At 44.0% G+C, this 22,208-nt stretch carries 12 protein-coding genes and 1 tRNA gene; 6 read left to right on the top strand and 7 right to left on the bottom strand.

Features of this window, described 5'->3' with window-relative positions; genetic code table 11:
* Positions 1-181 precede the first annotated feature (181 nt).
* From ACP7AA_RS04730 to ACP7AA_RS04720, 3 genes are all read right to left on the bottom strand, one after another.
* Positions 182-257 (bottom strand) — tRNA-Arg (locus ACP7AA_RS04730).
* Positions 258-329: 72 nt separating this feature from the next.
* Positions 330-1,172, bottom strand: coding sequence for a hypothetical protein (locus ACP7AA_RS04725; RefSeq protein ID WP_201618476.1), 843 nt, complete (start codon positions 1,170-1,172; stop codon positions 330-332).
* A gap of 66 nt (positions 1,173-1,238) precedes the next feature.
* Positions 1,239-1,805 carry a hypothetical protein gene (locus ACP7AA_RS04720; RefSeq protein ID WP_201618474.1) on the bottom strand — a complete coding sequence of 189 codons (567 nt, stop codon included), beginning with the start codon at positions 1,803-1,805 and terminating at the stop codon, positions 1,239-1,241.
* A gap of 545 nt (positions 1,806-2,350) precedes the next feature.
* Here ACP7AA_RS04720 and ACP7AA_RS04715 point away from each other — a divergent pair.
* The 3 genes from ACP7AA_RS04715 to recD all read left to right on the top strand — a co-directional run bounded on the left by ACP7AA_RS04715 (position 2,351) and on the right by recD (position 13,875).
* Entirely contained in the window at positions 2,351-6,892 is a 4,542-nt protein-coding gene (locus ACP7AA_RS04715) for an exodeoxyribonuclease V subunit gamma (RefSeq protein ID WP_426222791.1), read from the top strand.
* A 74-nt stretch (positions 6,893-6,966) separates the two neighbouring features.
* Complete coding sequence (locus ACP7AA_RS04710; protein ID WP_201618471.1) at positions 6,967-11,574, top strand: UvrD-helicase domain-containing protein; 4,608 nt, start codon at positions 6,967-6,969, stop codon at positions 11,572-11,574.
* A gap of 87 nt (positions 11,575-11,661) precedes the next feature.
* The gene (gene recD, locus ACP7AA_RS04705) at positions 11,662-13,875 is read left to right on the top strand and encodes an exodeoxyribonuclease V subunit alpha (protein WP_426222790.1); all 2,214 of its coding nucleotides are present in this window, start codon (positions 11,662-11,664) and stop codon (positions 13,873-13,875) included.
* Between the two features lie 98 nt (positions 13,876-13,973).
* On the opposite strand, the gene ACP7AA_RS04700 is transcribed toward recD, so the two are convergent.
* Positions 13,974-14,537 (bottom strand): hypoxanthine-guanine phosphoribosyltransferase, encoded by a 564-nt coding sequence (locus ACP7AA_RS04700; protein WP_201564134.1) that lies wholly within the window; start codon positions 14,535-14,537, stop codon positions 13,974-13,976.
* Positions 14,538-14,627: 90 nt separating this feature from the next.
* Complete coding sequence (locus tag ACP7AA_RS04695) at positions 14,628-15,296, bottom strand: hypothetical protein (protein WP_201618469.1); 669 nt, start codon at positions 15,294-15,296, stop codon at positions 14,628-14,630.
* A gap of 301 nt (positions 15,297-15,597) precedes the next feature.
* Here ACP7AA_RS04695 and ACP7AA_RS04690 point away from each other — a divergent pair, with 301 nt between their 5' ends.
* The 3 genes from ACP7AA_RS04690 (at position 15,598) to ACP7AA_RS04680 (ending at position 18,812) form a co-directional block, all read left to right on the top strand.
* Positions 15,598-17,277 (top strand): carbon starvation CstA family protein, encoded by a 1,680-nt coding sequence (locus tag ACP7AA_RS04690; RefSeq protein ID WP_201618468.1) that lies wholly within the window; start codon positions 15,598-15,600, stop codon positions 17,275-17,277.
* Positions 17,278-17,410: 133 nt separating this feature from the next.
* On the top strand, positions 17,411-17,725 hold the full coding sequence (locus ACP7AA_RS04685; protein WP_227670325.1) for a cory-CC-star protein: 315 nt from the start codon (positions 17,411-17,413) through the stop codon (positions 17,723-17,725).
* Between the two features lie 64 nt (positions 17,726-17,789).
* Complete coding sequence (locus tag ACP7AA_RS04680; RefSeq protein ID WP_201618467.1) at positions 17,790-18,812, top strand: ArsA family ATPase; 1,023 nt, start codon at positions 17,790-17,792, stop codon at positions 18,810-18,812.
* Positions 18,813-18,871: 59 nt separating this feature from the next.
* On the opposite strand, the gene ACP7AA_RS04675 is transcribed toward ACP7AA_RS04680, so the two are convergent.
* The gene (locus ACP7AA_RS04675) at positions 18,872-20,500 is read right to left on the bottom strand and encodes a DUF3482 domain-containing protein (protein ID WP_201618466.1); all 1,629 of its coding nucleotides are present in this window, start codon (positions 20,498-20,500) and stop codon (positions 18,872-18,874) included.
* Positions 20,501-20,556: 56 nt separating this feature from the next.
* Entirely contained in the window at positions 20,557-21,990 is a 1,434-nt protein-coding gene (locus ACP7AA_RS04670) for a DUF2868 domain-containing protein (RefSeq protein ID WP_201618465.1), read from the bottom strand.
* Positions 21,991-22,208 lie beyond the last annotated feature (218 nt).

Genomic DNA, 22,208 nt, shown 5'->3' with positions numbered 1-22,208 from the left:
CTAAAAACGATACTAGCAGTTGAAACTAACGAGAAAAAAATATTATGAAAGCTAGGTATGCGATTGAGAGATTAGATGGCTTAGTGATGCAACGAAACAGTTAATATAAGCCTTTAATATAAGTCCTATAGATGTAAAAAAACCTTGTAGCGTAAAGCATACAAGGTTTTTTTGTGTTCAATGGTGCGCTTACAGGGACTCGAACCCCGATCGATCGCTTAGGAGGCAACTGCTCTATCCTGTTGAGCTATAAGCGCATAATGGAGTGCTATTGTAGAAAAAACCTATTACAAAAGCAATGAGTAATCATTAAGCAGCGGGCTTTATGCTCACTTACCATTGCTAAGGGCGTCGGCGACATCTACTTTCAGCTCGCCTGTTGCTTGTTTGGCGCCTGAGCTCGGTTTGAATAAATTATCCATATCGTTCTTATAGCCATCGATATTGTTATAATCATGCTGACTTAAGATGTCTTGTCCGGTACTTGAAAGCAAAAAGTTTCTAAAATTAATAGCAGCAGGGTTTGGCGTTAATACAACGCCATCTACTGCTTGCGTATCTTGTAACGCATAGCTAAATGAGATAAGGCTGCGGGTATCGGTATTGTCACTTTTAGCTTGCGTTGCCACTTCAGTATCAGTCTCATTATTTTCATTAAGACCATCTTCCGCTGTTTCCTCTTGAACGCTATTATTTTTCCCTTTGCTTTGATTGTGCTTATCTTGAGCTGCCTTTAATTGTTCTTGCAATGGAGAGAGGCGCTCTTTTGACAGCTTGCTATTAGCAATAATTATATCGGTATTCACGACATAAGATGCGCGCTCATCGTCAGTGCGATCACTGTCGGCAAATTCACTGTCAGATAGCGTTAGAAGGGCCGCGGAAGTAACATAGTTTGTGACTATCTGCACATGCGGATAGCGTGATTGAAAGGTTGTGATAACAGCATCTAAAGGCACTTGTATCTTGTCTTCTGCTTGTATATGCAAGGTGCTTTTGGCAATGGCGTTTTCATCATCCGCTGTCGCCGTTGAGGCATCATTATCATTTGCCATAATAGGCAGAGGATCCATGTTTTTACGGTTGCTGGTCCATAACCAAGTAAAGATGGCGATAAAAATAATCAGCAGCAGTAAAATAAGCCCGGCTAATAGCAGCTTGTAGTCTCTCATAAGTTACCGCTCTTTTTTTTGGTTAAAGTAATCAGTGATTTAAATGAATAACGAATGGTAGCAGATTTACTCGTGCTGATTTAACACCTCATCCGCCAAATCAGCCAGCATATCAGCAAAAATATCTGTCGCTTCTACTGCAGAAGCTGTTGTTTGTTGGTCGCTACTTTTTTGTTTAATAGGGCTATTTTTCTTAATGCTGCTAGCGTTATTTAATGGCGCAGCTTGGTAGTTTGAAGGGGAAACCGTCTGCTTGTCAATCGCTTTTGTTTCCGTTATTTTGGGCGCTACCGTTTGGTGCGCGGCTAAAGGCGATTCACCTGTCGCAAGCTTATCTTTGAGCCATTTAAAACCATTTGTCTCCCACCATGCCTCAAAGCGTGGTAACGTACTGCCGCGAACCGCCGCTGGCAAGTTTAAAGTACGCAGTTTTTGGGCGAGCACGGGGTCGCTAATGGCTTGATGAATGCTTAAATAAAGCGAGCTGCTATCATCGGTATAGGGCTGCCTGTTTTGCCATGACCTATCATCAATTTTCATGCGCGGCAGTGCCCACAGCTCACCGCGATAGTATACAACATATAAACGTCGTTTAGGATGGACAAAGATGGCATCAATGGGACGCAAAGGCATAGTGTTATAGTATCTCGTCAATATAAAAAGAGTAAATAGTTAAGTATCAACAACGGCAAACAGCGATATAAGACAATCAATTAAAATAACAATATCTTGTTTTGCAGAAAAATAGTCTTCTAGCAAATTAAGCGGCGTAATGGCACGACACTGACTGTCGCGCGGTGCTTCTGCCGCGATGAATAGACTGGTAAATAATCAGCATCAATGGCACACTAATATCCGCTTATTTTACAATTTCTCAGGCTTATGATTAATAAGTCGCTCGTCGTTAACCGTTGCTGTTATTTTTATGCGGCTATTTATTAGATTACGCTCAGTATGCTAGCAGAAATACAGTGCAGTAACGACCTAGAAACATAGATTGGTGAGTACTGCTTGTCGCATTTCTTAATCGCTATCAATGTGCGCTGTCTACTGAGAAGCTACTATAAAGACGGCGCTATAATAGTCAGTCATACTTCTCCACGTTAATTTTTCTTAATGTTACTTTTTCTTAACGCTATTTTATTATTCACCTTATCAATTCAATCAGACTATTCTTTATGTTTAAAATCATTCAGTCCCATCGTACCGAGCTTTTGGTTGAGCAGTTGTTGGAGGCTTATAAGTCCAAAAACCCACCCATTTTTGAAGAGTTTGTGGTCATTGTGCCGTCAATGGTACTTGGTGATTGGCTAGATAAGTCTATTGCAAGTCAAGCGGGTATCAGCACCTTAGTGACGACGACGTTTTGGGGTCAGTATCAGTGGACATTGATGCAGGATGTATTAAGCCGCCACAATGCCTATTTGTTAGAGCAAAATCCTGAAGCGGCAACGTTGAATGTGCCTGAGGTGGCAGTGCTGTCACCAACGGTAATGCAGTGGCGCTTGTTTGGCTATTTGACCTACTATCAAGAGGCGATTGTCGCTGATGAAAAACACCCTGTTCATCCGTTGCTGGCGTCTTTAATCGATGAGCCGCAAGAAGAGGTTCAGCAGGACAATGCACGACAAGACAATGCTCAACAAGACAATGTACGACAGGATAAAGCGCAACAAGATGCGCGTATTTGGCAGCTGGCAAGTGATTTGGCGAGGGTGTTTAACCGCTATTTGACCCATCGTGAGGACTGGTTGGACCTATGGTCACACAATAAGCCGCTTAATGTAGATGCGCTGATAGCAGATAAAGATGCACTATCCCTGCGCTTCGATAAGTATGCGCGTGGCACGCCTGAGTGGTTGGTGGCGCACTATGTAGAGTTAGAGGTCGCGCAGCGTTTCTTATGGTCGCATTTGTTTGCCGATGTGCATCAGCACCGTGTCGCGCTTGAGGATACCTTTTGGTCAGCCTTAAAAGAAAACAAGGCGAATGAACGTGCTCAACTGCCCAAAGTACTGCGTATTTTTACCATTCAGCAATTGCCACAAACCGAGCTCGACTTTTTACAGCGCTTATCACAATACATGAATATCACACTGCTGCACTACAACCCATCCAAGCTGTTTTGGGCAGATATTGTTGATAAGTCGTGGCTACAGCGTCAGCAGATTATTAACCCTGAAAGCGTGTTTTTACGTGATTATGGTCACAGTTTGCTATCGCGTTTGGGCAAACAGTCACGTGATACCTTTGCGATGCTTGCTAATTTATCGGGTAATGAGCAATACCAAGATGCACTCGTCGAGTGGCAGGACATCTTTAATGAGGGCGATGATAACAATGATGACTTGCGCGACGAGTTCGGTATTGGCTTTGATGACAGCGCTCAACATGTGCAAGATAGCGCAAGTTTATTAAGGCGTTTGCAAAATGATGTGTTGATGCTGAATGAGCAGTCTACCCAGCAAGCGACCGCAGCAAAAGTCTCGCAAGCAGTCAGTAAACAACTAGAGACGGGCTCTGATCAAGACGAGAAAGAGACACCATGGTATGACGATGAAGTGTTAGAAAATAAACGCTTTGAGAAGGAGCGTTTTTGGGCAATGTCTGCGCAAGATAATAGCCTAAGCATTCATTCGTGTCATAGTTTGCAGCGTCAACTTGAAGTACTGCGTATTATGATCGGTCGTTGGCTCAATGAACCGCTAAAATCTGGTGAGAAAAAACGGCATATATCCGATATTGTCGTTTTGCTACCCGATGTTGAGCGTCACCATGCGCTGATCAGCTCTATTTTTGTGAGCGGTAAAGGTCAAGACGGTTTAACCCTGCCCGCAAAGGTAACCGGTGTTGTTGATGCGGATATTCGTCAGCTATGGGAAGCCATTATTGGTTTTTATAAGCTGTTAGGCAGTCATAGTGCCCGCTTTGAAGCCGCTGAGGTGCTTGATTGGCTAATGCTACCACCGCTGTATGAAAGTTTTGGCTTAACCCATGATCAGATGAGCCGTGGTTGTGATTTGCTGGTAGAGGCAGGCTTTATCCGCGGCTTTGATGAATGGCATCTTAAACAAACCCTAGATAGCAACGACTATGACTACCGATTTACCTTTGCTCAAGCGCTAGATAGATTGACGCTTGGTCTGGTGATGCCAGAGGCCAGTTTGAGCGATTGCTTATATCCTTTGGCACAGGAAGATTGGCCAAGCACAGCCTTGCCAGAGATGAGTTTGCCGCTGCCGCAAGTAAGCCTAAACGATGCGATGATTGTCGAAGCGCTTTGTCGTATCTATGCCGGCTTGACCGCGCGCCGTGATGATCATACACAAAAACTTAAAGCGGAGGATTGGCTCGATCAGATTGAGACACAAGTGATTCATCGCTATTTTGGTGATGTTGATCAAACGCGTACGATGCGCGCCATCTATAATGCCATGAATGGCTTTAAGTCAAGCCTGAGAGCCAATCGCCACTATAGACAGTACGCCAGTAGCGATAGTGTCAGTAATGCTAACAAAAAAGAAGTAGAGCAAAGGCTGGCAGGCGTTGAGCAATTGCCATTAAAGCTGAGCTTTATGCTGGACAGTATTGAAGCGGAGCTTGAGAGTCAGCAGGTCAGTGCCGAGCCGACTGGGGTGATTACCTTTGGTCGATTTGGTGCGTTAAGAAACGTGCCTTTTGATTTGGTGGTGATGCTCAATATGGATCTCTCTGAATTCCCTGGGCGTGATCTTGATAATCGCTATGATTTGATGAAAGCCACCAATTCCCGCCGCGGTGATAGAGTCAGTGAAGATGATGATAATGGTGCGTTCTTAGACGCATTGCTGTGCGCGCGCAGTGCTTGCTGGATATTTTATAACGGTCAAAGTCTGACAGACACCCACGAGCACCTGCCAGCCAACCCAGTCAGTGAGCTATTACAGTTTTTGCAAGGTGAGGTGCAGTGGCAGGTCAACTCGCTTGAAGCGTTAGACACATTGCCTGAGAATGTTGACTCTACCACCGAGAGCCTTAAGCGTTATTTACCTAAATTGATTAAACAGTGGCTGGTGACGGAGCATCCAGCTTTGCCTTTTCATGCGAGTTTGTTTGAAACAGACATTGAAGACGCAGATGTTGCTGAGCAAGCGTCTGACACTCCTAAGCTCAATTTGAATGAAAGCGCAGCTATCCACACTGACAATAATATTCAAGACAACAGCCTTATTGATAATGCAGATGAGCTAGATGTTCTTTTGAATAAAGCCATGCGCAAAACCAAGCTTGCGCAAAAACGTCAGTTTCCGCCTGCGCCGCTTTGGCAAGCGGTGTTTCATACCTTAAAGGGTAGAATATCTAGTGAGCATGCAGAACTGGTTGGCTTGCCTACCAAAGCACAGTACGAATCAATCGCTCAGCTGCTTGGTCAATCTCTAGGTCAGTTAGGACAAGTAGACAATCAAACCTTAGATGCATTGGCTGAGATGCTGTCATTAGAAGCGACAGCTGTCTCCAGTGATTCTGCTGCTGTAGGTGAGCCTACTAAAAAGGCACTTTCCGAAACTGTATTTAATATTGGAGAGATAGACGTTGAAGGGGTATTGGCCTATCAAGTGCGTCATCCGGCCAAGGCATTTTTGCGTACTCAAAAGGTGCATGTGGTGCAAGGCGAAGAAGCGATGGCACATCAAGAGCCGCTATTCCTAGACAGCCTGACGACCTATCAGATTAAAGAGTATTTGATTAACGAGCTGGCGAGCGATGCCGCCAATAACAATTCTGATAGCTCAGCTCAGCAAGACAGCCCAATATTGATGTATCAAAAAATCATGCCAGCAGGTGTAGCGCGCCAAACGACCTTGCCCAATCAACAACAAAAACTGCAACAGCAATGTCAGGAATTTAAAGAGCAGCTAATTGCTAATGGCTTGGATGATGCCCCGATATTAGAGGAGAGCGATATAGGTGGTTTGCAGCTACTGACCCCAACCACCGAGCATCCCGTTCAGATAGAGCTAGCGGCTGTATTAAATGATACTGATAATGCGCCATTACTGAAGCTATTGCCTCAACTCATTAAAATAAAAGGCTCAGTACCAATATCAGTAGCAATAAATGCTAATAACAATCGCGCTAATCTACAGGCTGGCGTGTCCTATGCCGAGCAATCCCCCAAGCAGTGGTTAAACATACTGCCCAATTCTGCTAGCCCCAAACATTTAATCAAGTTTTGGTTGTCGCATTTGTATTGGCAAGTTGCCAGACGCACTACTGCCGAGCAAGTCGTATTAAATGATGGGGTGAGTATTTGGCGTTTTAATAAGCCCAACTCACAAGTCAAAAAATATGAAAAAGTAACCGCCTTTAAGCTAAACCCTATTGTGTATGAAGATGCCGTAGCTGAGCTCATAAAATGGGCGATGTTTGGCAAGCTAGCAGGTCAAGTGCCGATTACCTTATTGCCAGAATATGCGCTCAGTTATCTTGATAAGTGTACAAAAGCGGCAGAGAGTGAGGACGAGAGCGGCAGATATTGGCCAAAACGCGCAGACTTCTCAGATTGGCTAAGACCTAACTATCATGTAGACACGGTATACGATACCTGCTCGCAGCATGCCATTTGGCAATATGTACTGCGTGATCAAGACGCGTTTAAAGCCTTATCAGCAGCATTAACGACGTTAGCACAGCCACTGTATGAGCCGATGTTTACTGCCCTACAAGGTTTAGATAGTTAGCTGGCTAGTTGGTTATTCAAAACGGTTCGTTTTTTGCCCTTTGGCTTAATTAATAATAAAAAGTGTACGCCCCTATGACAGAATTTACCGCCACCACTCACATGATGGACATTTCTACCCAGCCACATTTATCCGATGAGTACCTAAGTGAATCGCCTCATTCATTTGATACATATCAGGGTATGACTGACAGTGAGGTTGCGAATCACGACATGACCAAGCCTAAGAATAAGCCAGATGTGATACCAGCGGTTGATGTTGCATTGACGGGTCGGCATCTTATCGAAGCGTCAGCCGGTACTGGTAAAACGTGGACACTAACTGGCATTGTACTGCGTCTGTTGATTGAAGCACGGCGTGCGCCAGAGCAAATCATTGCGACGACCTTTACTCGCGCCGCGGCAGCTGAGATGCGTCAGCGTATTCATGATCGTTTGGTGGATTTTTATCAGCTGCTGCAATGGGTGAGTAGCCTGAGCGCTGACCCCGCTAATAAAGAGAGTTTGTATCCGCATATACTACAGGTGACGCCTGACAATGATAGTGATAAGGATAAAAAGGCGAGCAAGAACTTAAGCACGGATTCAAACGCTGAAACAGATGCTGATGAACTAAATCAAGACGTTGTTTATAACAAAGCTCATGACAAAAAAGCCGCTGCTGAAAAGCGTGCACAAGCAAAAAAAGATCGTGAGGATTGGTTGGTCGCGCAGGCTAAATATGTGCGCTTAGATGACATCATGCAAGACCCTATTAATCTGCATTTGGTCGGCTACTTGCTTGATCATGTATACAGCTATCCCATGACGGAAGCCATTCGCCGTACGGCGCTGGTATTAACCACCTTGGATAAACTGTTTGTCGGTACCCTTGATAGTTTGGCGCAGAAATGGTTGAAGGAATACAGTAGCGAGACCGGTCATCAGCAAGGCATGGCTATTATTGAAGACAGCAGCATTGAACAAGTGACGGACAGTATTATTCATGATGAACTGCGTCAGTTTCAAAGTAGGCTGTATCATGAGCAGCCCAAATTGTATGCATTGATGGATCAGCAAGGTAAGCTGACGGCGGTGGGCGATCATAAAAATTATGTGACTCGGTCGCTTAATTTTATCTCTGCGCCGATTAATGAAGTTGTGAGCAGTGACTTTTCTTTTGAGGGTTATGAGCGGCTTATCCACAGTATCATTGAGCGCAGCGATGAGCTTGATGCTTTCTTTAAGCCTGACGGCGAATATTATGAAGTTCCCAAAGGACAGTTGCAGAATAACAGAGAGTCTTGGCCGAAAATCATTCAAGTGTTAGAAGAGTCTGGTCCAGCCGCTTATAAGTTCATATCAGACAAAAAAACTTATACTGGAAAGTTAATTGAAGCTTTTCAGAAAACTGATGATATAGGCAAACAGTTCTACAAGCCAAAAGACGGTGAAAGAGTTAATTTAATATTTAATGAGTTGCAGGTGGTTCGTGACTTTAAACGGTATATTGAAGAAAGTAAAAAGCTTGATGCATACATCATTACTGTCTTAGCCAATCTAAATCGCCATATCGTGCTGGCGGTACGTGACAGGCTGCCAGTTATCTTAGAAGAGCGCGGTGAAACCACCTTTAGCTTGCAGATGGTACGTTTGAACCAAGCATTAACCGGTCGGCAAGGAGAGAAGCTGGCGCGTTATATTCGTCATCACTATCCAGTGGCATTGATTGATGAGTCGCAGGACATCAATGGCGAGCAAGCCATTATGATTGAAAGCATTTATTTGCCAACAAGTAAACGTAAACCGTCGGCCAATGACAAACAGGCTACTACTAATAAAGCCAACCATGAGTTTTTGTTATTGGTGGGTGATCCTAAGCAGGCCATTTATGGGTTTCGCGGCGGTGATGTTGCCAACTACAATTATATGAAAGCCCAGTTTGACAAAAGCAGCCTTTGGACGCTCGATATTAACCGTCGTTCAAACGCCAGTGTGATTAATGCTCTAAACTGCTGGTTTGGTATGCCTGCGCCTGTGACTAATGAGAATAGGCTCGCACAGTTAGGCACAGGGATTTATTACCAGCACATCAAAGCATATAAAGAAAAAAATCAGCTGTCTTGGTGTAATGAGCCAGACATACTAACCAGTGACCTAAATAGCGACTTAGTGAGTGACGTGCTCTCTGCTCAGCCAGTGAGTGTGTTGCACCTGCCTTATGATAAGGACAAAGAGCTTGAGTACGATGAGCATGAAATCACAGCGCGTCATATTGCGACCTTACTCAGCAGTGGTCAGACATTAAAAGGCAAACCGATTCAGCCGAGCGATATCGGCGTGCTGGCACGTGCCAAAAAAGACTTAAAACGGGTCGAAGACGAGCTAGTAAAGCTCAATGTGCCGACCTTGACCACCAGTGATGTCAGTATCTTTGAAACCGTCATGGCAGAGGATGTGGCAGCGCTGCTGAGTGCCATGCTATATCCTTATCGTCATGACATGATTAATCGGGTGCTGACCAGTCATTTGTATGGCCTGAGTATAAAAGATATCAAAGCCATGATGACTGACCATGAGTCAGGGGCTTTAGATTTAAATAGCGCTAATACAAAAGCCGTTGATAATAAAAAAAGCTATCAAGACTTTATTAGCTATTTAAAAGAAGGTACACAGCGTTGGCAGCACTTTGGCATATTATCGGCCATGCATTACTTGTTAGATCAAAGCCCTGTGCAGCCGCAAGGCGTTTGGCAAGCATTAGCCGCGCATCCAGAAGGCGCGCGTCATATTATGGATTTGCGTCATGTGATGGATATATTAGCGCAGTATGGTATCGGCATGGGTGAATATGAGCTGCTGGCCTGGTTTAGACAAAATATAGATACCGCGCCTAGCAGTGATTGGGCCAAGCAATATCCGCTACCGACAGAGTCTGGCGTGCAGCTGATGACCATTCATAAATCAAAAGGGTTGGAGTTTCCCATTGTTTATGTGCTGGGTATGGGCGATGCCAGTAGGAAGTCAGGTAATAAAGAAGAATATGGATTGTATCTCTATAACGCGCAACAAACCCCTACCCAGCAAGATGATACTCAACAAGACGCTATTCAACAAAATCAGTCAGCGCTAGCTCAGCAATCGACAGGCAATCAGCGCCGATTCTCTCCTGTACAAGGCTCTGCGACCACAGAGGGCTACTATACCGATATGGAGACGCAGGAGGGTTTTGATGAGATGCGCCGGCTTGGTTATGTGGCATTTACTCGCGCCAGTGAGCAGCTTTATGTGGTGCTGCGAGATCCCCATAACAAAACAGGTTTTGAATTAAAGCCGGTGTTCTATTGGTTTGACTCACCAGAGCCAAAGTTTGAATTGCCAGATAGACTCAAAGGCACTATAGGCATGATTAGAGGCCATAAGGTCAATGAGTTCTATAACGATAACTGTGCTGCAGCTAAAGCAGGCGCATTAACGGATAATGGAGCGCTTGCTTCGATTAAGCCCAAAACAGAGCCGATTAAGTATGATGATTTTTCAGAAGTTATGAAAATTAATTACTTTTATGGTTGGGCTAAGACCAGTTTTACCGCCTTAGCCCGTCAGCTAGACGAATCAACGCAGACAATGGCTATCATGGATGAGCGTATTGATGATGCGATAGATATTGACATGACCGAAACTTCAGTTTCAGTTGTGCCATCACTGAATAATGATGAGTCTGTTGAGCAAGTCGATGAGCTAAGTCTCAAGCTAGAGGATGATATTCGTTTTACTTTTGTGAAAGGTGCCAATGCGGGTACATTTTTGCATGAGATATTTGAAAAAATTGATTTTAATAATAAATCGCAGTGGTCTCAGGTTATCGATAGAGCGATCAGTAGCTATCAGCTGCCATTGGTATATAGCAGCGCTGAAACCCAAAGCCGTCGATTACAAACGAAGAAGCAAGAGCAAGGTGATGAGAGTTCATCCGATACTGATTCATTTAATCCTGACTCGATAGATGCTAGCAAGCATGCAGCTCTCATTGGCTGGATTGAAGAGGTGCTACATACGCCGTTATTAGCATCCAATCAACCGTTATACTCTATTGATGCAGGCCAGAGGTTCGCTGAATTAGAGTTCAATATGGGGCTGTCAGAGCGTTTTAAAGCACAAGATATTAATAGACTTTTTCAACAGTACCTACCTAATGAAACCGACAAACATGTCAATCTTGTCCCGCAAAACAAAGCGCATTTGTATCGTTATTTGCGTGGTGAAATCGATTTGGTGTATGAGCATGCTGGCAAGTATTACGTCGTCGATTATAAGAGTAATTTTTTAGGAAATAGCCTAAGCGATTATGACGAAACTACTCTCAAGCAAGCAATGTCCAAAGCAGGATATTGGTTGCAAGCAGCGATTTATCAGGTGGCGTTGCATCGATTCTTATCGATGCGGATTAATGACTATGCAGGCAATGAAGATAAGTATTTGGGCGCGGTGGAGTATGTCTTTTTACGAGGCGTATATGATCCAGCTGCCTCGTTAGCTATTAAGGCAGCAGAAGAGGCTAATACGCTTGACGGTAGCAACTTAATGCACAGTAATTCAATAAAGCATAAATCAATAAGCAGTGCCCGCTATGGATTGGTGACTTGGGACATACCTATTGATTTTATTAAAGCCTTAGATACGTTGTTTGGCATGCCAAGTTAGCAGGCTATACAAAATGCAGGCAATTACGAATTTGATGCAACAAATTACTATAGCGATTAATCATATAAATATAGAGAAAAACATACTATGAGTAATAATAAGAGCAGGGCCGATATAAGCTTACAAGAAAGCTGGGCCAGCAACATCAGTGATTATATTTTGCTGCGCCGTCAGCAAACGCATTTAGCGTATAACGTAACCGATGCCAAGCCTAATACTGATACTGATAGTGCAAAAATAGATAAAACACCAGATAGTGGTTTGTTTACGGCTTTATTCACTATGTTGGCGACGCATTTAGAAGAGGGGCATACTGTACTCACCATTGAGGAAACTGAGCATGAAGTACCGCTCAGCGGTCATATCAATGGTGAGCTAGTGACACTATATGCTTGGCAACAGCAGCTGTTAGAGATGCTAGCAACGCCAATTATTGCCTTGATTGACACTCAAATAGAGGCTCAATCAGAGACAGATATTACGGCTAAGGCATCGATATTTGTATTGCTAGAGACTTTGTTTGCTAAGCAAGACCAGTTATGGGCGCAGCTGGCACTCAGTAATCATGACAAAGAGATGTTGGTTAAAAGGTTTGATGCCGTTGCCTTACTTTATAAGTTATTGAAAAATAGCAACATGACGTCTTTTGCTAAGTTAATCGATGAGCACACTTTGTTCGCTAGCGTTAATGCTAACGCAAACCATAATGAAAATAAAAATAGCCTAAGCAGAAATAATCAACCTATCGTTTATCAGCTTATCAACAATAAAGAGGCTGATAAACAAAACGCAGCAATCACTTTTTGGTTACACCGAGCTTGGCAAGCAGAGTTTAACTTAGCCGCGCGCATCAACACTATTTTAGACCAGCAGGTAACACCGCTAGAGATAGCAATACCCGAAAACCTTCACGAAAATCAGATAAAGGCAATTACTGTCGCTAATAACAGTGCCTTTAGCATTATTACTGGTGGGCCAGGCACGGGGAAGACCTACACCGTTGCTCAACTAGTGATTGCACTGCAACAGGCAACAGAGAGTGGGGCAGATGCGTCTGGAAGCATTAGATTTAGCACTGACAGTGCCAGCTTGGCATTAGCAGCACCAACGGGTAAAGCTGCACAGCGGATGCAAGAGTCTCTGCAGGCGGCGTTAGACGCAGCGGATGTTGAGCTACAGTTGCAAGAAGCAAAAACCATTCATCGCTTGTTAGGTATTGGTCGGACGGGCAGACCGCGTTACCATGCTAACAATCCACTTGGCGAAGATATTATTATTGTCGATGAGGCATCGATGCTAGGGGTTGAGCTGGCGAACTATCTTGTGAGTGCGGTAAAGCCTGGCGCAAGGCTCATATTATTAGGAGATGCGAACCAATTGGCAGCGGTAGATGCAGGGGCGGTATTGGCTGACTTGTGCCGTATTCCACTATTACAACCCATTCATGCAGAGCTAACAGAGAGTCGTCGATTTACAGCAGACTCGGGTATCGGTAAGCTTGCTTATCAAATCAACAAAACGGAGACAGATACTCATGCTATTTGGCAGTTGTTAAAGCATGATAAGGCACTGAGCTTTCAATATGTGAATAGCATCAACACCTTACAAACTGAAGCTTCTCTAGATAATAAGATAGAAAATAGCCTAAGCAAAAATAAAGATATCTCAAACCTCATCTTAAATTACCATCCCTATATAAACAAAGTCAAAACGTTGCTGATAAATCCAATAGAAAAATCCATGCCAGAATCAGTTAAAGATACCATTGCTTCATTAATGGAAACCTTTAATCAGTTCAGGGTGTTAACTGCCGGCCATAATGGCGAGTGGGGCGATCATTATATTAATAATTACTTTACTCAATGGCACCTTACTGAGCTTAAGCTACCACTGGGTCAAAACACATGGTTTCATGGTCGTCCCGTTATGGTCCTTCAAAACAACTATGAGCTAGGATTATTTAATGGCGATATTGGTTTTTGTTTGCAAACTGGTGATGAGCGTAGTCGACTCGAAGTGTTTTTTGAAAATAAGAAGCAGGGGATTGCGGTCAATCTGCTTAATGAAGAGATGATTGCCACCGCCTATGCGATGACCATTCACAAATCGCAAGGGTCTGAGTTTGATCATGTAGCCATTACTTTTGATAATAGTCATGCAAGGCTACTGAGCAAAGAGCTTATTTATACCGCTGTGACCCGTGCCAAAAAACAGGTAACCATATATAGTACGAAATCTGCTTTGGAAAAGGCTGTCCAGACACCCACTGAGCGTCATACGGGTTTAGCATTACAGTTTTAATTGCCCCTGACTACAATCAAAGCAATAAGCAATAAAAAAGCACCCAGTGGGTGCTTTTTTATTATGCGATACATTCAAAACATTCAACCAAAGAATGACTAGATTTTGTCTTCTTTAATAGCATAGATACCAGGCAAATGACGCAAGTAACCATGGAAATCCATACCACAGCCATAAACATAACGGTCTGCGACATTGATACCAACAAAATCAACGTCAAAGTCTGCAACCTTGCGATCGTGCTCTTTATTAAGCAACACGCAAGATTCGATAGATAAAGGATTCTCTTTACCCAATTCTTTAACGATGGCTTTTAGCGTAATACCTTCGTCAAAAATATCGTCAATTAATAAGACGTGTTCGCCCTTGATGCTCACATCAGGCTTAAATTTCCAATCAAGCTCATTCGTACCTTCATTATCACGATAGCGTGACGCATGGATATAATGCATGCGATGGTAGAACGTCAGATGCGTCAATAACTGACCGGCTGGGATAAGTCCACCGTTCATAACGACCATAACGATTGGATTTAAGCCGGCATAATGTAGGTTGAGCTGGGCGGCAAGGCGCTCATAAGCAGCGGCTACTTCGATACTGCTGATAAGGCACTCTGAGTTGCGCAGGGTTTTTTCGATTTCTTGATTACTAATTTGGGTCATGAGTTGCGCCTTCGATAAAAGTGCCGCCTATTTTAGCAAATTTTAGCAAATTTGCCCAACACTACAGTCTTAATAAAAATATAATATTCGTTATTCAGGCTTTTTTACGATAAAAGGACGATAATAATTGGCCAAACGGTTCAAAGAGCTGTCCGGCAAGTCAGGTAATAGCTTATTTAATGCCATAGACATGCCTTTATCGATAGCTGCCTTTGCCATTGGCACAGACTTGCGTTTAATCATGCCCAATTTTAACGTATCAGCATAGCGGCTGATAAAATGCGTTAAAGTCTCTTCGTTTACCGTTTCAAGTGCTTTTTTAAACAGCGCTCTATCAACGTGCTCAGGCGTAATCGCCGCAAAACCATCATCAATGATTTTAGCATCTGCATCTGACAACTTAAAACCGATGCGCTTGACGCCTTCGTTATCAATGAATGTCGCTTGATCCCTTAAAAAATGAAAACTTGGCATCACTTCTTCATTGTTCTCTTTACCCAACAAGATATTGAGTAGGGTATCCGTCGCACGCTCGATGGTGCCAACGATTTTACGCATAGAGGCTTGGCGCTCAGGATTTGGAATAATATCTACCAGTCCAACCAACAATTTATCAGTAAGGTCGCGAGCCGTTTGGTGGGTCAGGGCGTCACGGTAAGGGTAGTAGTCTACTTTTTCGTTTGATTCAACGACTTGCTCTGCCTCAATAATTAATTCTTTCAATTTATCTGAAGGTACGAATCCAAAATAGTGTGTCATTCTAACTCCTTTATTTGTTGTTTTTAACGTCTTATCAACGTTACATCCCTCATCAAATCAGTTACTATTTAAAAAGAATACTAAGAAAGGATTCAGGCAATTGGTACTCGTTAATGAAGTGCCTCAATCTTAAAATATAATGCTTTGTTGGTCAGTAATAATATGGCGAAGATGCTTCTATTTGCCTAATAACGGGTGCTCTGAGTCGCTCACCGCCCACTAATCTAGCATATTTTTAAGATTTTACTTTAAAAAGCTTGAACTTATAAGGCTATCTAATACTTGTCTAGGGAGAGATAAGATGAATAGTGCTATTGTACTGTTGGTTGCGGTTGCCGCCATGCTTTGCGGTTATCTGTTTTATTCAAAATTTATCGCCACCAAAATCTTGGCATTGGACAACAGTCGTCCCACGCCAGCGCATTCCATGAAAGATGGGGTAGATTATATCCCCACCAATAAATACGTACTATGGGGGCATCATTTCACCTCGGTCGCAGGGGCGGCACCGATTATTGGACCTGCGATTGCGGTTATTTGGGGCTGGGTACCTGCCATCATTTGGGTAGTTTTAGGCACTATCTTTATGGCTGGTGTCCACGATATGTCTGCTATTTGGGCCAGTATGCGCAATCGAGGTCAATCGATAGGTTCTATTGCGGGTACTGTCATGGGCACACGTGTGCGCAGCTTAATGATGGTGGTTATCTTTTTATTATTATTAATGGTCAATGCGGTATTTGGCGTTGCTATTGCCAATATGATGATAAAAACCCCGTCTTCGGTGTTGCCGGTTTGGGGCGCTTTAATCGTAGCGTTTATCATTGGTCAGTGTATTTATCGCTATAAGATGAATCTGGTTTGGGTCTCCATCATTGGGGTCACCGCTTTATACGGGCTTATTTATCTCGGTCCTATGTTCCCTATCGTATTACCTGAGACCTTTATGGGTCTACCGGATAATGCGATCTGGATTCTTATTTTATTTGCTTATGCAGCAATCGCGTCTTTGTTGCCTGTTTGGATGCTACTGCAACCGCGCGATTACATCAATGGCTTACAGTTATTTGTCGGTTTGATTTTATTATACGCTGCCATCTTTATTGCTACGCCGAACATTGTCGCGCCAGCAATAAACACGGCATTGCCAATCGGCACACCATCTATGCTGCCCTTATTATTTGTGACCATTGCTTGTGGTGCAATCTCAGGCTTTCATGGTTTGGTGGCAACGGGTACGACGTCCAAGCAAATTGATAAAGAAGAAGATGTACGCTTCGTTGGTTACTTCGGTGCCATGGGTGAGGGCATGCTGGCACTTGGTGCGATACTTGCGGCAACCGCAGGCTTTGCAACCCTTGGCGACTGGCAAGCCGTTTATCAAAAATTTGGCGACGGCTCGATTGGTGCCTTTATTGATGGCGGTGCGACCATATTAAATGCCGGTGTTGGCATTGATATGGTGTTATCACAGACGATGCTGACGGTAATGGCAGCCTTGTTTGCCGGTACTACGATGGATACTGGCGTTCGATTACAACGTTATATCTTCCAAGAATTTGGTGAGATTTATAAGCTGCCGGTATTAAATAAAAGTGTGGTGGCAACATTTCTTGCCGTTGGTAGCTGTCTGTTACTAGCATTTGGTGCTGGTGGCATTGATGGCGCGGGCGGTATGATTATTTGGCCGCTATTTGGCACGACCAACCAGCTCATGGCTGCTTTAACCTTAATGATTGTGACTGTCATCTTGTTACGTAAAGGCAGACCTGTATGGTATACCTTAGCGCCATTATCGTTCTTGTTGGTTATGACCGTTTTTGCGTTATTGATTCAGCTAAAAACATTCTTTAATGACGGTAATTGGCTGCTTATTATTATGGATATTATTATCTTGATAGCCACGATTTTAGTGACATTTGAGAGTTTATCAGTACTCCGTAAAGAATGGACGTTACATAAAGGAAAAAGCAACCTTTAAAAGTGATTCCTAATTGATAATAATATAGGTATAAAAAACATAGGTATGAAAAAACGCTAGCAGCAATTGCTGGCGTTTTTTGTATGGTATAGGCATGATAGATGATAAGAAATAAGCAAAATGCGAGTAAATCATGGAAGATAACAAGACACCAAATAACCTAGAAAACATGCCAGACCGTCTAAAAGACAACCAATCGTGGTGGCAACGGTTTGTGGCAGGACTGAATGAGTTTTATCATGCACCATATCGGCAAACGATGGCACGTGCAGCGCGTGACGAAGAAGATTTCTTTATGCTACTTATGTTTGCTGAGAGCCTCGGTATTGATAACCCTGCCAGCTTTTATACACTAGAGTTGCAGCCGTTATTTTTAGAAAACTTCCACGAATGGCACACACGCATGGGTATGGATAGATGTCCTTTTGATCACGTTGGTTGCTGTTAGTCGGATGATAATTTATTAATTGTTATTGTTGATTGTTACATTGATTCAATATTGAGACACCAGTATGGCTTTACGTCCTCTACACAAACTAATAGAACAACTGGCAACGCAGCCGATTATATTCGTCGGTGGTAAAGGCGGTGTTGGTAAAACCACCACTGCAGCGGCGCTTGCCAGTCATTATGCTAGCCAGCAAAAAAAGACCTTAATTGTCTCAACCGATCCGGCGCATAGCTTGGGTGATGTGCTTAATATACGGTTAAGCAACGAGAAAACAGCGGTAACGCCTTATCTTGATGCTATCGAGCTAAACCCTGACATCATCGTCGATGCACATTTTGCCCAAGTTGAGCGTACCATCAGTGCCTATGCCAATCCCGATATGATGCCCAAAATTCGTGAGCACCTACGCCTATCAAAATCTGCGCCTGGCGCACAAGAGGCCGCCATGCTCGAGTCCATGTGTCAGCATTTAGTCAGCGCAGCGGATGCCAATTATGAACATATCATATTTGATACCGCGCCGACAGGTCATACATTGCGCTTATTGGTCTTGCCTGAGATGATGGGCGCGTGGACAGATGGGTTATTGGCGCAGCAAAGGCGGCAAGCTAAATTGCGCTCGGTCGCGGACCATTTAGACAGTCACAATCAAAAGAGCAATCAAAAAGACGTCGATAATGATGTGCCAAATCCATTTGCTGCAAACAAATCTGACCGCTGGGAGCAAGCAGTATCCGTACTAGAAAAACGCAAAGCGCTGTTTCGTCAGGCAGGAATATTGCTGCATGACCGTAGCCAAACCGCGATTGTATTGGTGATGACGGCAGATGTACTACCACTGGCAGAGACCAAACGCGCTATCGAACAGTTACAGGACAGTAAACTGCCGCCAGCAGCGATAGTAGTCAATCAACTGATAACACCAATACAAGCTGATGAGTTTTGGCAACATCGTGCCGAGCGCCAGCAGCAGCTAATGCATGATATTGAAAAGAGTTTTACGAATTATCCGCTGTATCCAATTTATCTACAGAAAACAGATGTGCGCGGTACTGGTGCATTAAGTACTTTACTAGAGGCATAGTTATGAAGCATGGTTAGATAAGAACAGTCCCATAAAAAACTGTTCTTACTCAACTGGTATTATTCAGCCCCACGTGACTGTAATTTGCTAGCCAGCGACCACGCCATATCTGCGCGTAATAGCTGAGCCTGTTCAGACTTACCGCTACTCAGCGATGACCACTGCGGTTTGCCACGGGCTTTTTTGAGCTCACTTGGCAGTTTATGTGTCGGCCATGGTGTGACGGTGTTGCTTTCGTCATCTAACGACTGTTCAATACTGGATTTTTCACCTTTATACAGCAATTGCGTGGCATCAGTTGCTGCATGACCACGATGACGCAGGGCGGTGAGTAAATCTATCGCACGAGTGGCGAGCAAGGTTAGAGTGGCAGGGTCGATATACAAACGTTTTACCCCAGTGATTCTATCAGCGATGCTACTGGTATTAGACAATAGCCCACCTGCGATACCACCTATCGCGGCACCCAATCCCAACGTCGTGCCTAATGCTGCCGCATCAATACCCAAGCCTAATAATGCGCCCGCTGCCGCGCCAGATGTGGTGCGAATACCATAGCTTTTGAGCAGCTCAGGGTCAAAAGGGTCTTGCTGATACGCTTGTAATTCAAGTGGGGTTGCTGCCACGGCATTATCATAAAACTTATATAAATTGAGTAGGTTGTGCTGCATCGCCCGTTCACTTTGTCTAACGGCCTCTTGCATTTGTTCCAATACGGGCAGTGGGTCATCATCTTCACTAATCTCGCGCACAAATGATGCGACATTTAACAAAAAGTCCGCCATGATGATGTTAGCCTCATCATAGAGTTGCGCCCAGTTCTCCGTACGGCGTACCATCAATTGCTCAAGCATCTCCGAGTGAGTGAGCATGGTGGCGAGATTTTGCCATAGGCGCATTTCATCTTCAAATTCAAACGCCACTGAATCAAAACGGGTCGAAATATGCAGATTACGTCTGGCGAGCATCGTTTGCCAGTCATCGATATTGGCATCCTGACTGTCCGTAAAGTTAAATACCGGCATCACAGGTATCGCGGCCCACGATAAAATAGCCAGCTCGTCTTTATACTTACCGAGTACTGGCTCACGCGCGTCGACGACATAAATAGCCATATCACTTGCCAGCAACTGACGGATAACTTTGGCTTCTTGGCTATAGTCCTCATTGCTAATTAACGCATCACCACCTTGGGCAATGTCTGCTGCCAAAAATTGCTGCAAACGTTCAATACCATCACGGCGACTGGCCGTATTGTCTTCCAGCCAATCCATCAGCCCTGAGGCATCTTCTAGACCAGGGGTGTCATATAGTATGACCAAATCTTCACCGGTTTGGCTGTCTGTTAGTTTGGCTTGCTCCACATGACGGGTAGTCGCGGCTTCGTTTTTAACCTCACCAAAATAGACATCACGCAATAGAGTACGCAGGATAGAGGTCTTACCCGTATTGGTATGACCAACGACTGCTAATTTAAGTGCTGCACCACTGGCTATCGTGGTTTTTTTGCTAGAGCGTGCTGTCAGATTTTCAGATTCATCAGCAGAATAATCTATGGGGGTGGTATTAACATTGTCCTGAGTAGATGCTGTTGCCTCTGGGTTCATTAGGTTGCTGCTAGGGTCGTCTTTTAATGCCTTGTCAGCAAATAAACCGACGGGTCTACTATTGGTCTTATTATTATCCATCTTATGTTTCCATATCATTTGTATACAAGCTATTGAGTAAAGCTAAGGACATAACGCTACTTAGTGTCCACCAGACCAATTTTTCGCGCAGAGAGCGCGGTTTGCCACTGTTGATAGCGAACATCTTGATTTCCCGCCACCGGCTCCGATGTTTGCTTTTTTAAATCTGCCGTACTTGAAACAGCGTTATTTGAAATATCAGTATTAATATCATTATCAGTCAAGCTAGTATCACCAAGCAGTTGTACGATGAGCCCATCTGTCGCATGCTCTGCGATACGATCGAGTTTACGTAGGGTGCCACGGTCAGGCAGCGCTTTACTATGAATCCCTAATAACACCTGCACTGGGTGCTTATCAAGATAGCTTGTCAAGCGATCCATATCATCGCGATCATCAACGATACCGAAATCCTCTATCTCACTATTATCATTGATATTGGCATCAATACCCTCAAGCCACCAGTTATCCTGCTCTGATGGGTATTCGAGTAAAGCCACCAATTTCTTGCCAGTACTGACCGTCGCTTTTGGGGCGATAGGAGCGGGTGCTTCTTTAAAATCATCAGCATCAACCACATGACGCTGCCAAAAATTCAAAATCTTTTGATAATAAGGCTGCTTGATATCCAAACGCATCTTTTTACGACGGAACATCAACGCGCAAGACGCCCAAGCGATTGCTCTAGGTACAATACCGTACATCAGCAGACTACCAACCAATAACCCCGCCCATTGCCGCGCGACAGACAGCGGCATCGCATCAGTCACCAAGCGACTCTGAACGATAGCGGTACTGTCTGGCACACCAAACCCTACCATGCCTGGCAGCCAGCCGAGTATCTGAGTCAACGTGATAAGCGCCTGATCAGACAGTAGTGTCGACTCCCAGCTAAAACTGTACTGACGCACAATCAACAAAAACACAATCGCCAGCAGCATACCGGTTAATGTAGCGAGCCATAATTGATGGCTAAAGCGTCCCAAATACCAACGCATACCGCTGTGCTGTAATTGACGCTCGTACAAGTCAACGGCCGCCTTAGTCACATCATCCTTGCCACGGATGAGATAGCTAGGACTGACAAAATTGGCAAACCAATTCGAGGACTGCTTGCCTTGATTGATTAGCGTCATCACTAGCCAGCCTAAGAGCATAACGGTATGGAAACCAAGCAGACAGACCAGCACATAAAAGAAATTAACCACATTGGTCTGAAGTAGGGTAAACAATCCCAAAAACCCTGAGATGCACCACACCACACTCATAACCACCATGATGCCCTTTATGCGACCGTCAATCTTACCGAGCACACGTGCCAGTGCACCGTTACTATCAATACGCGAGGCGCGGCGATGCAGTTTTTGGATAGGTTTTCCATCCTCACCTTGCAGTTTTTCGGTAATCAGTAGCGGGTCAGTAGCAAAAACATGCTGCTGCGTCTCAAGCGTACGTACCAGCTCAGTTAATTGGTCTTGGGGTGATAGCATAGTGCGATGATATCCCTATAAAAGCGTTGGTTAAAAAGTATAAGTATGATTTTATTATGTCAATGCTTACTTAAAAATGTTGAGTATTCTACCCATTAGTGATTATTGTAGCTCATATAGTGCAGCGATAACTTCTATTATTCTTAGCGTTTTATCATAGTAAATGTAAAGTAAATGCGCCAAAATGAATGCAGGTGAGTAATAGATAATAATACAGA

Source organism: Psychrobacter sp. DWR1-2-3 (assembly GCF_049896465.1).
Taxonomy (GTDB): Bacteria; Pseudomonadota; Gammaproteobacteria; order Pseudomonadales; family Moraxellaceae; genus Psychrobacter; species Psychrobacter maritimus.
This window is presented reverse-complemented; position numbering and strand designations above follow the sequence as displayed.

Excerpts from the sequence above, each read along its gene's own strand:
- ACP7AA_RS04725 (WP_201618476.1), bottom strand. The coding sequence starts at position 1,172 with ATGAGAGACTACAAGCTGCTATTAGCCGGGCTTATTTTACTGCTGCTG.
- ACP7AA_RS04720 (WP_201618474.1), bottom strand. The coding sequence starts at position 1,805 with ATGCCTTTGCGTCCCATTGATGCCATCTTTGTCCATCCTAAACGACGT.
- ACP7AA_RS04715 (WP_426222791.1), top strand. The coding sequence starts at position 2,351 with ATGTTTAAAATCATTCAGTCCCATCGTACCGAGCTTTTGGTTGAGCAG.
- ACP7AA_RS04710 (WP_201618471.1), top strand. The coding sequence starts at position 6,967 with ATGACAGAATTTACCGCCACCACTCACATGATGGACATTTCTACCCAG.
- recD (WP_426222790.1), top strand. The coding sequence starts at position 11,662 with ATGAGTAATAATAAGAGCAGGGCCGATATAAGCTTACAAGAAAGCTGG.
- ACP7AA_RS04700 (WP_201564134.1), bottom strand. The coding sequence starts at position 14,537 with ATGACCCAAATTAGTAATCAAGAAATCGAAAAAACCCTGCGCAACTCA.
- ACP7AA_RS04695 (WP_201618469.1), bottom strand. The coding sequence starts at position 15,296 with ATGACACACTATTTTGGATTCGTACCTTCAGATAAATTGAAAGAATTA.
- ACP7AA_RS04690 (WP_201618468.1), top strand. The coding sequence starts at position 15,598 with ATGAATAGTGCTATTGTACTGTTGGTTGCGGTTGCCGCCATGCTTTGC.
- ACP7AA_RS04685 (WP_227670325.1), top strand. The coding sequence starts at position 17,411 with ATGGAAGATAACAAGACACCAAATAACCTAGAAAACATGCCAGACCGT.
- ACP7AA_RS04680 (WP_201618467.1), top strand. The coding sequence starts at position 17,790 with ATGGCTTTACGTCCTCTACACAAACTAATAGAACAACTGGCAACGCAG.
- ACP7AA_RS04675 (WP_201618466.1), bottom strand. The coding sequence starts at position 20,500 with ATGGATAATAATAAGACCAATAGTAGACCCGTCGGTTTATTTGCTGAC.
- ACP7AA_RS04670 (WP_201618465.1), bottom strand. The coding sequence starts at position 21,990 with ATGCTATCACCCCAAGACCAATTAACTGAGCTGGTACGTACGCTTGAG.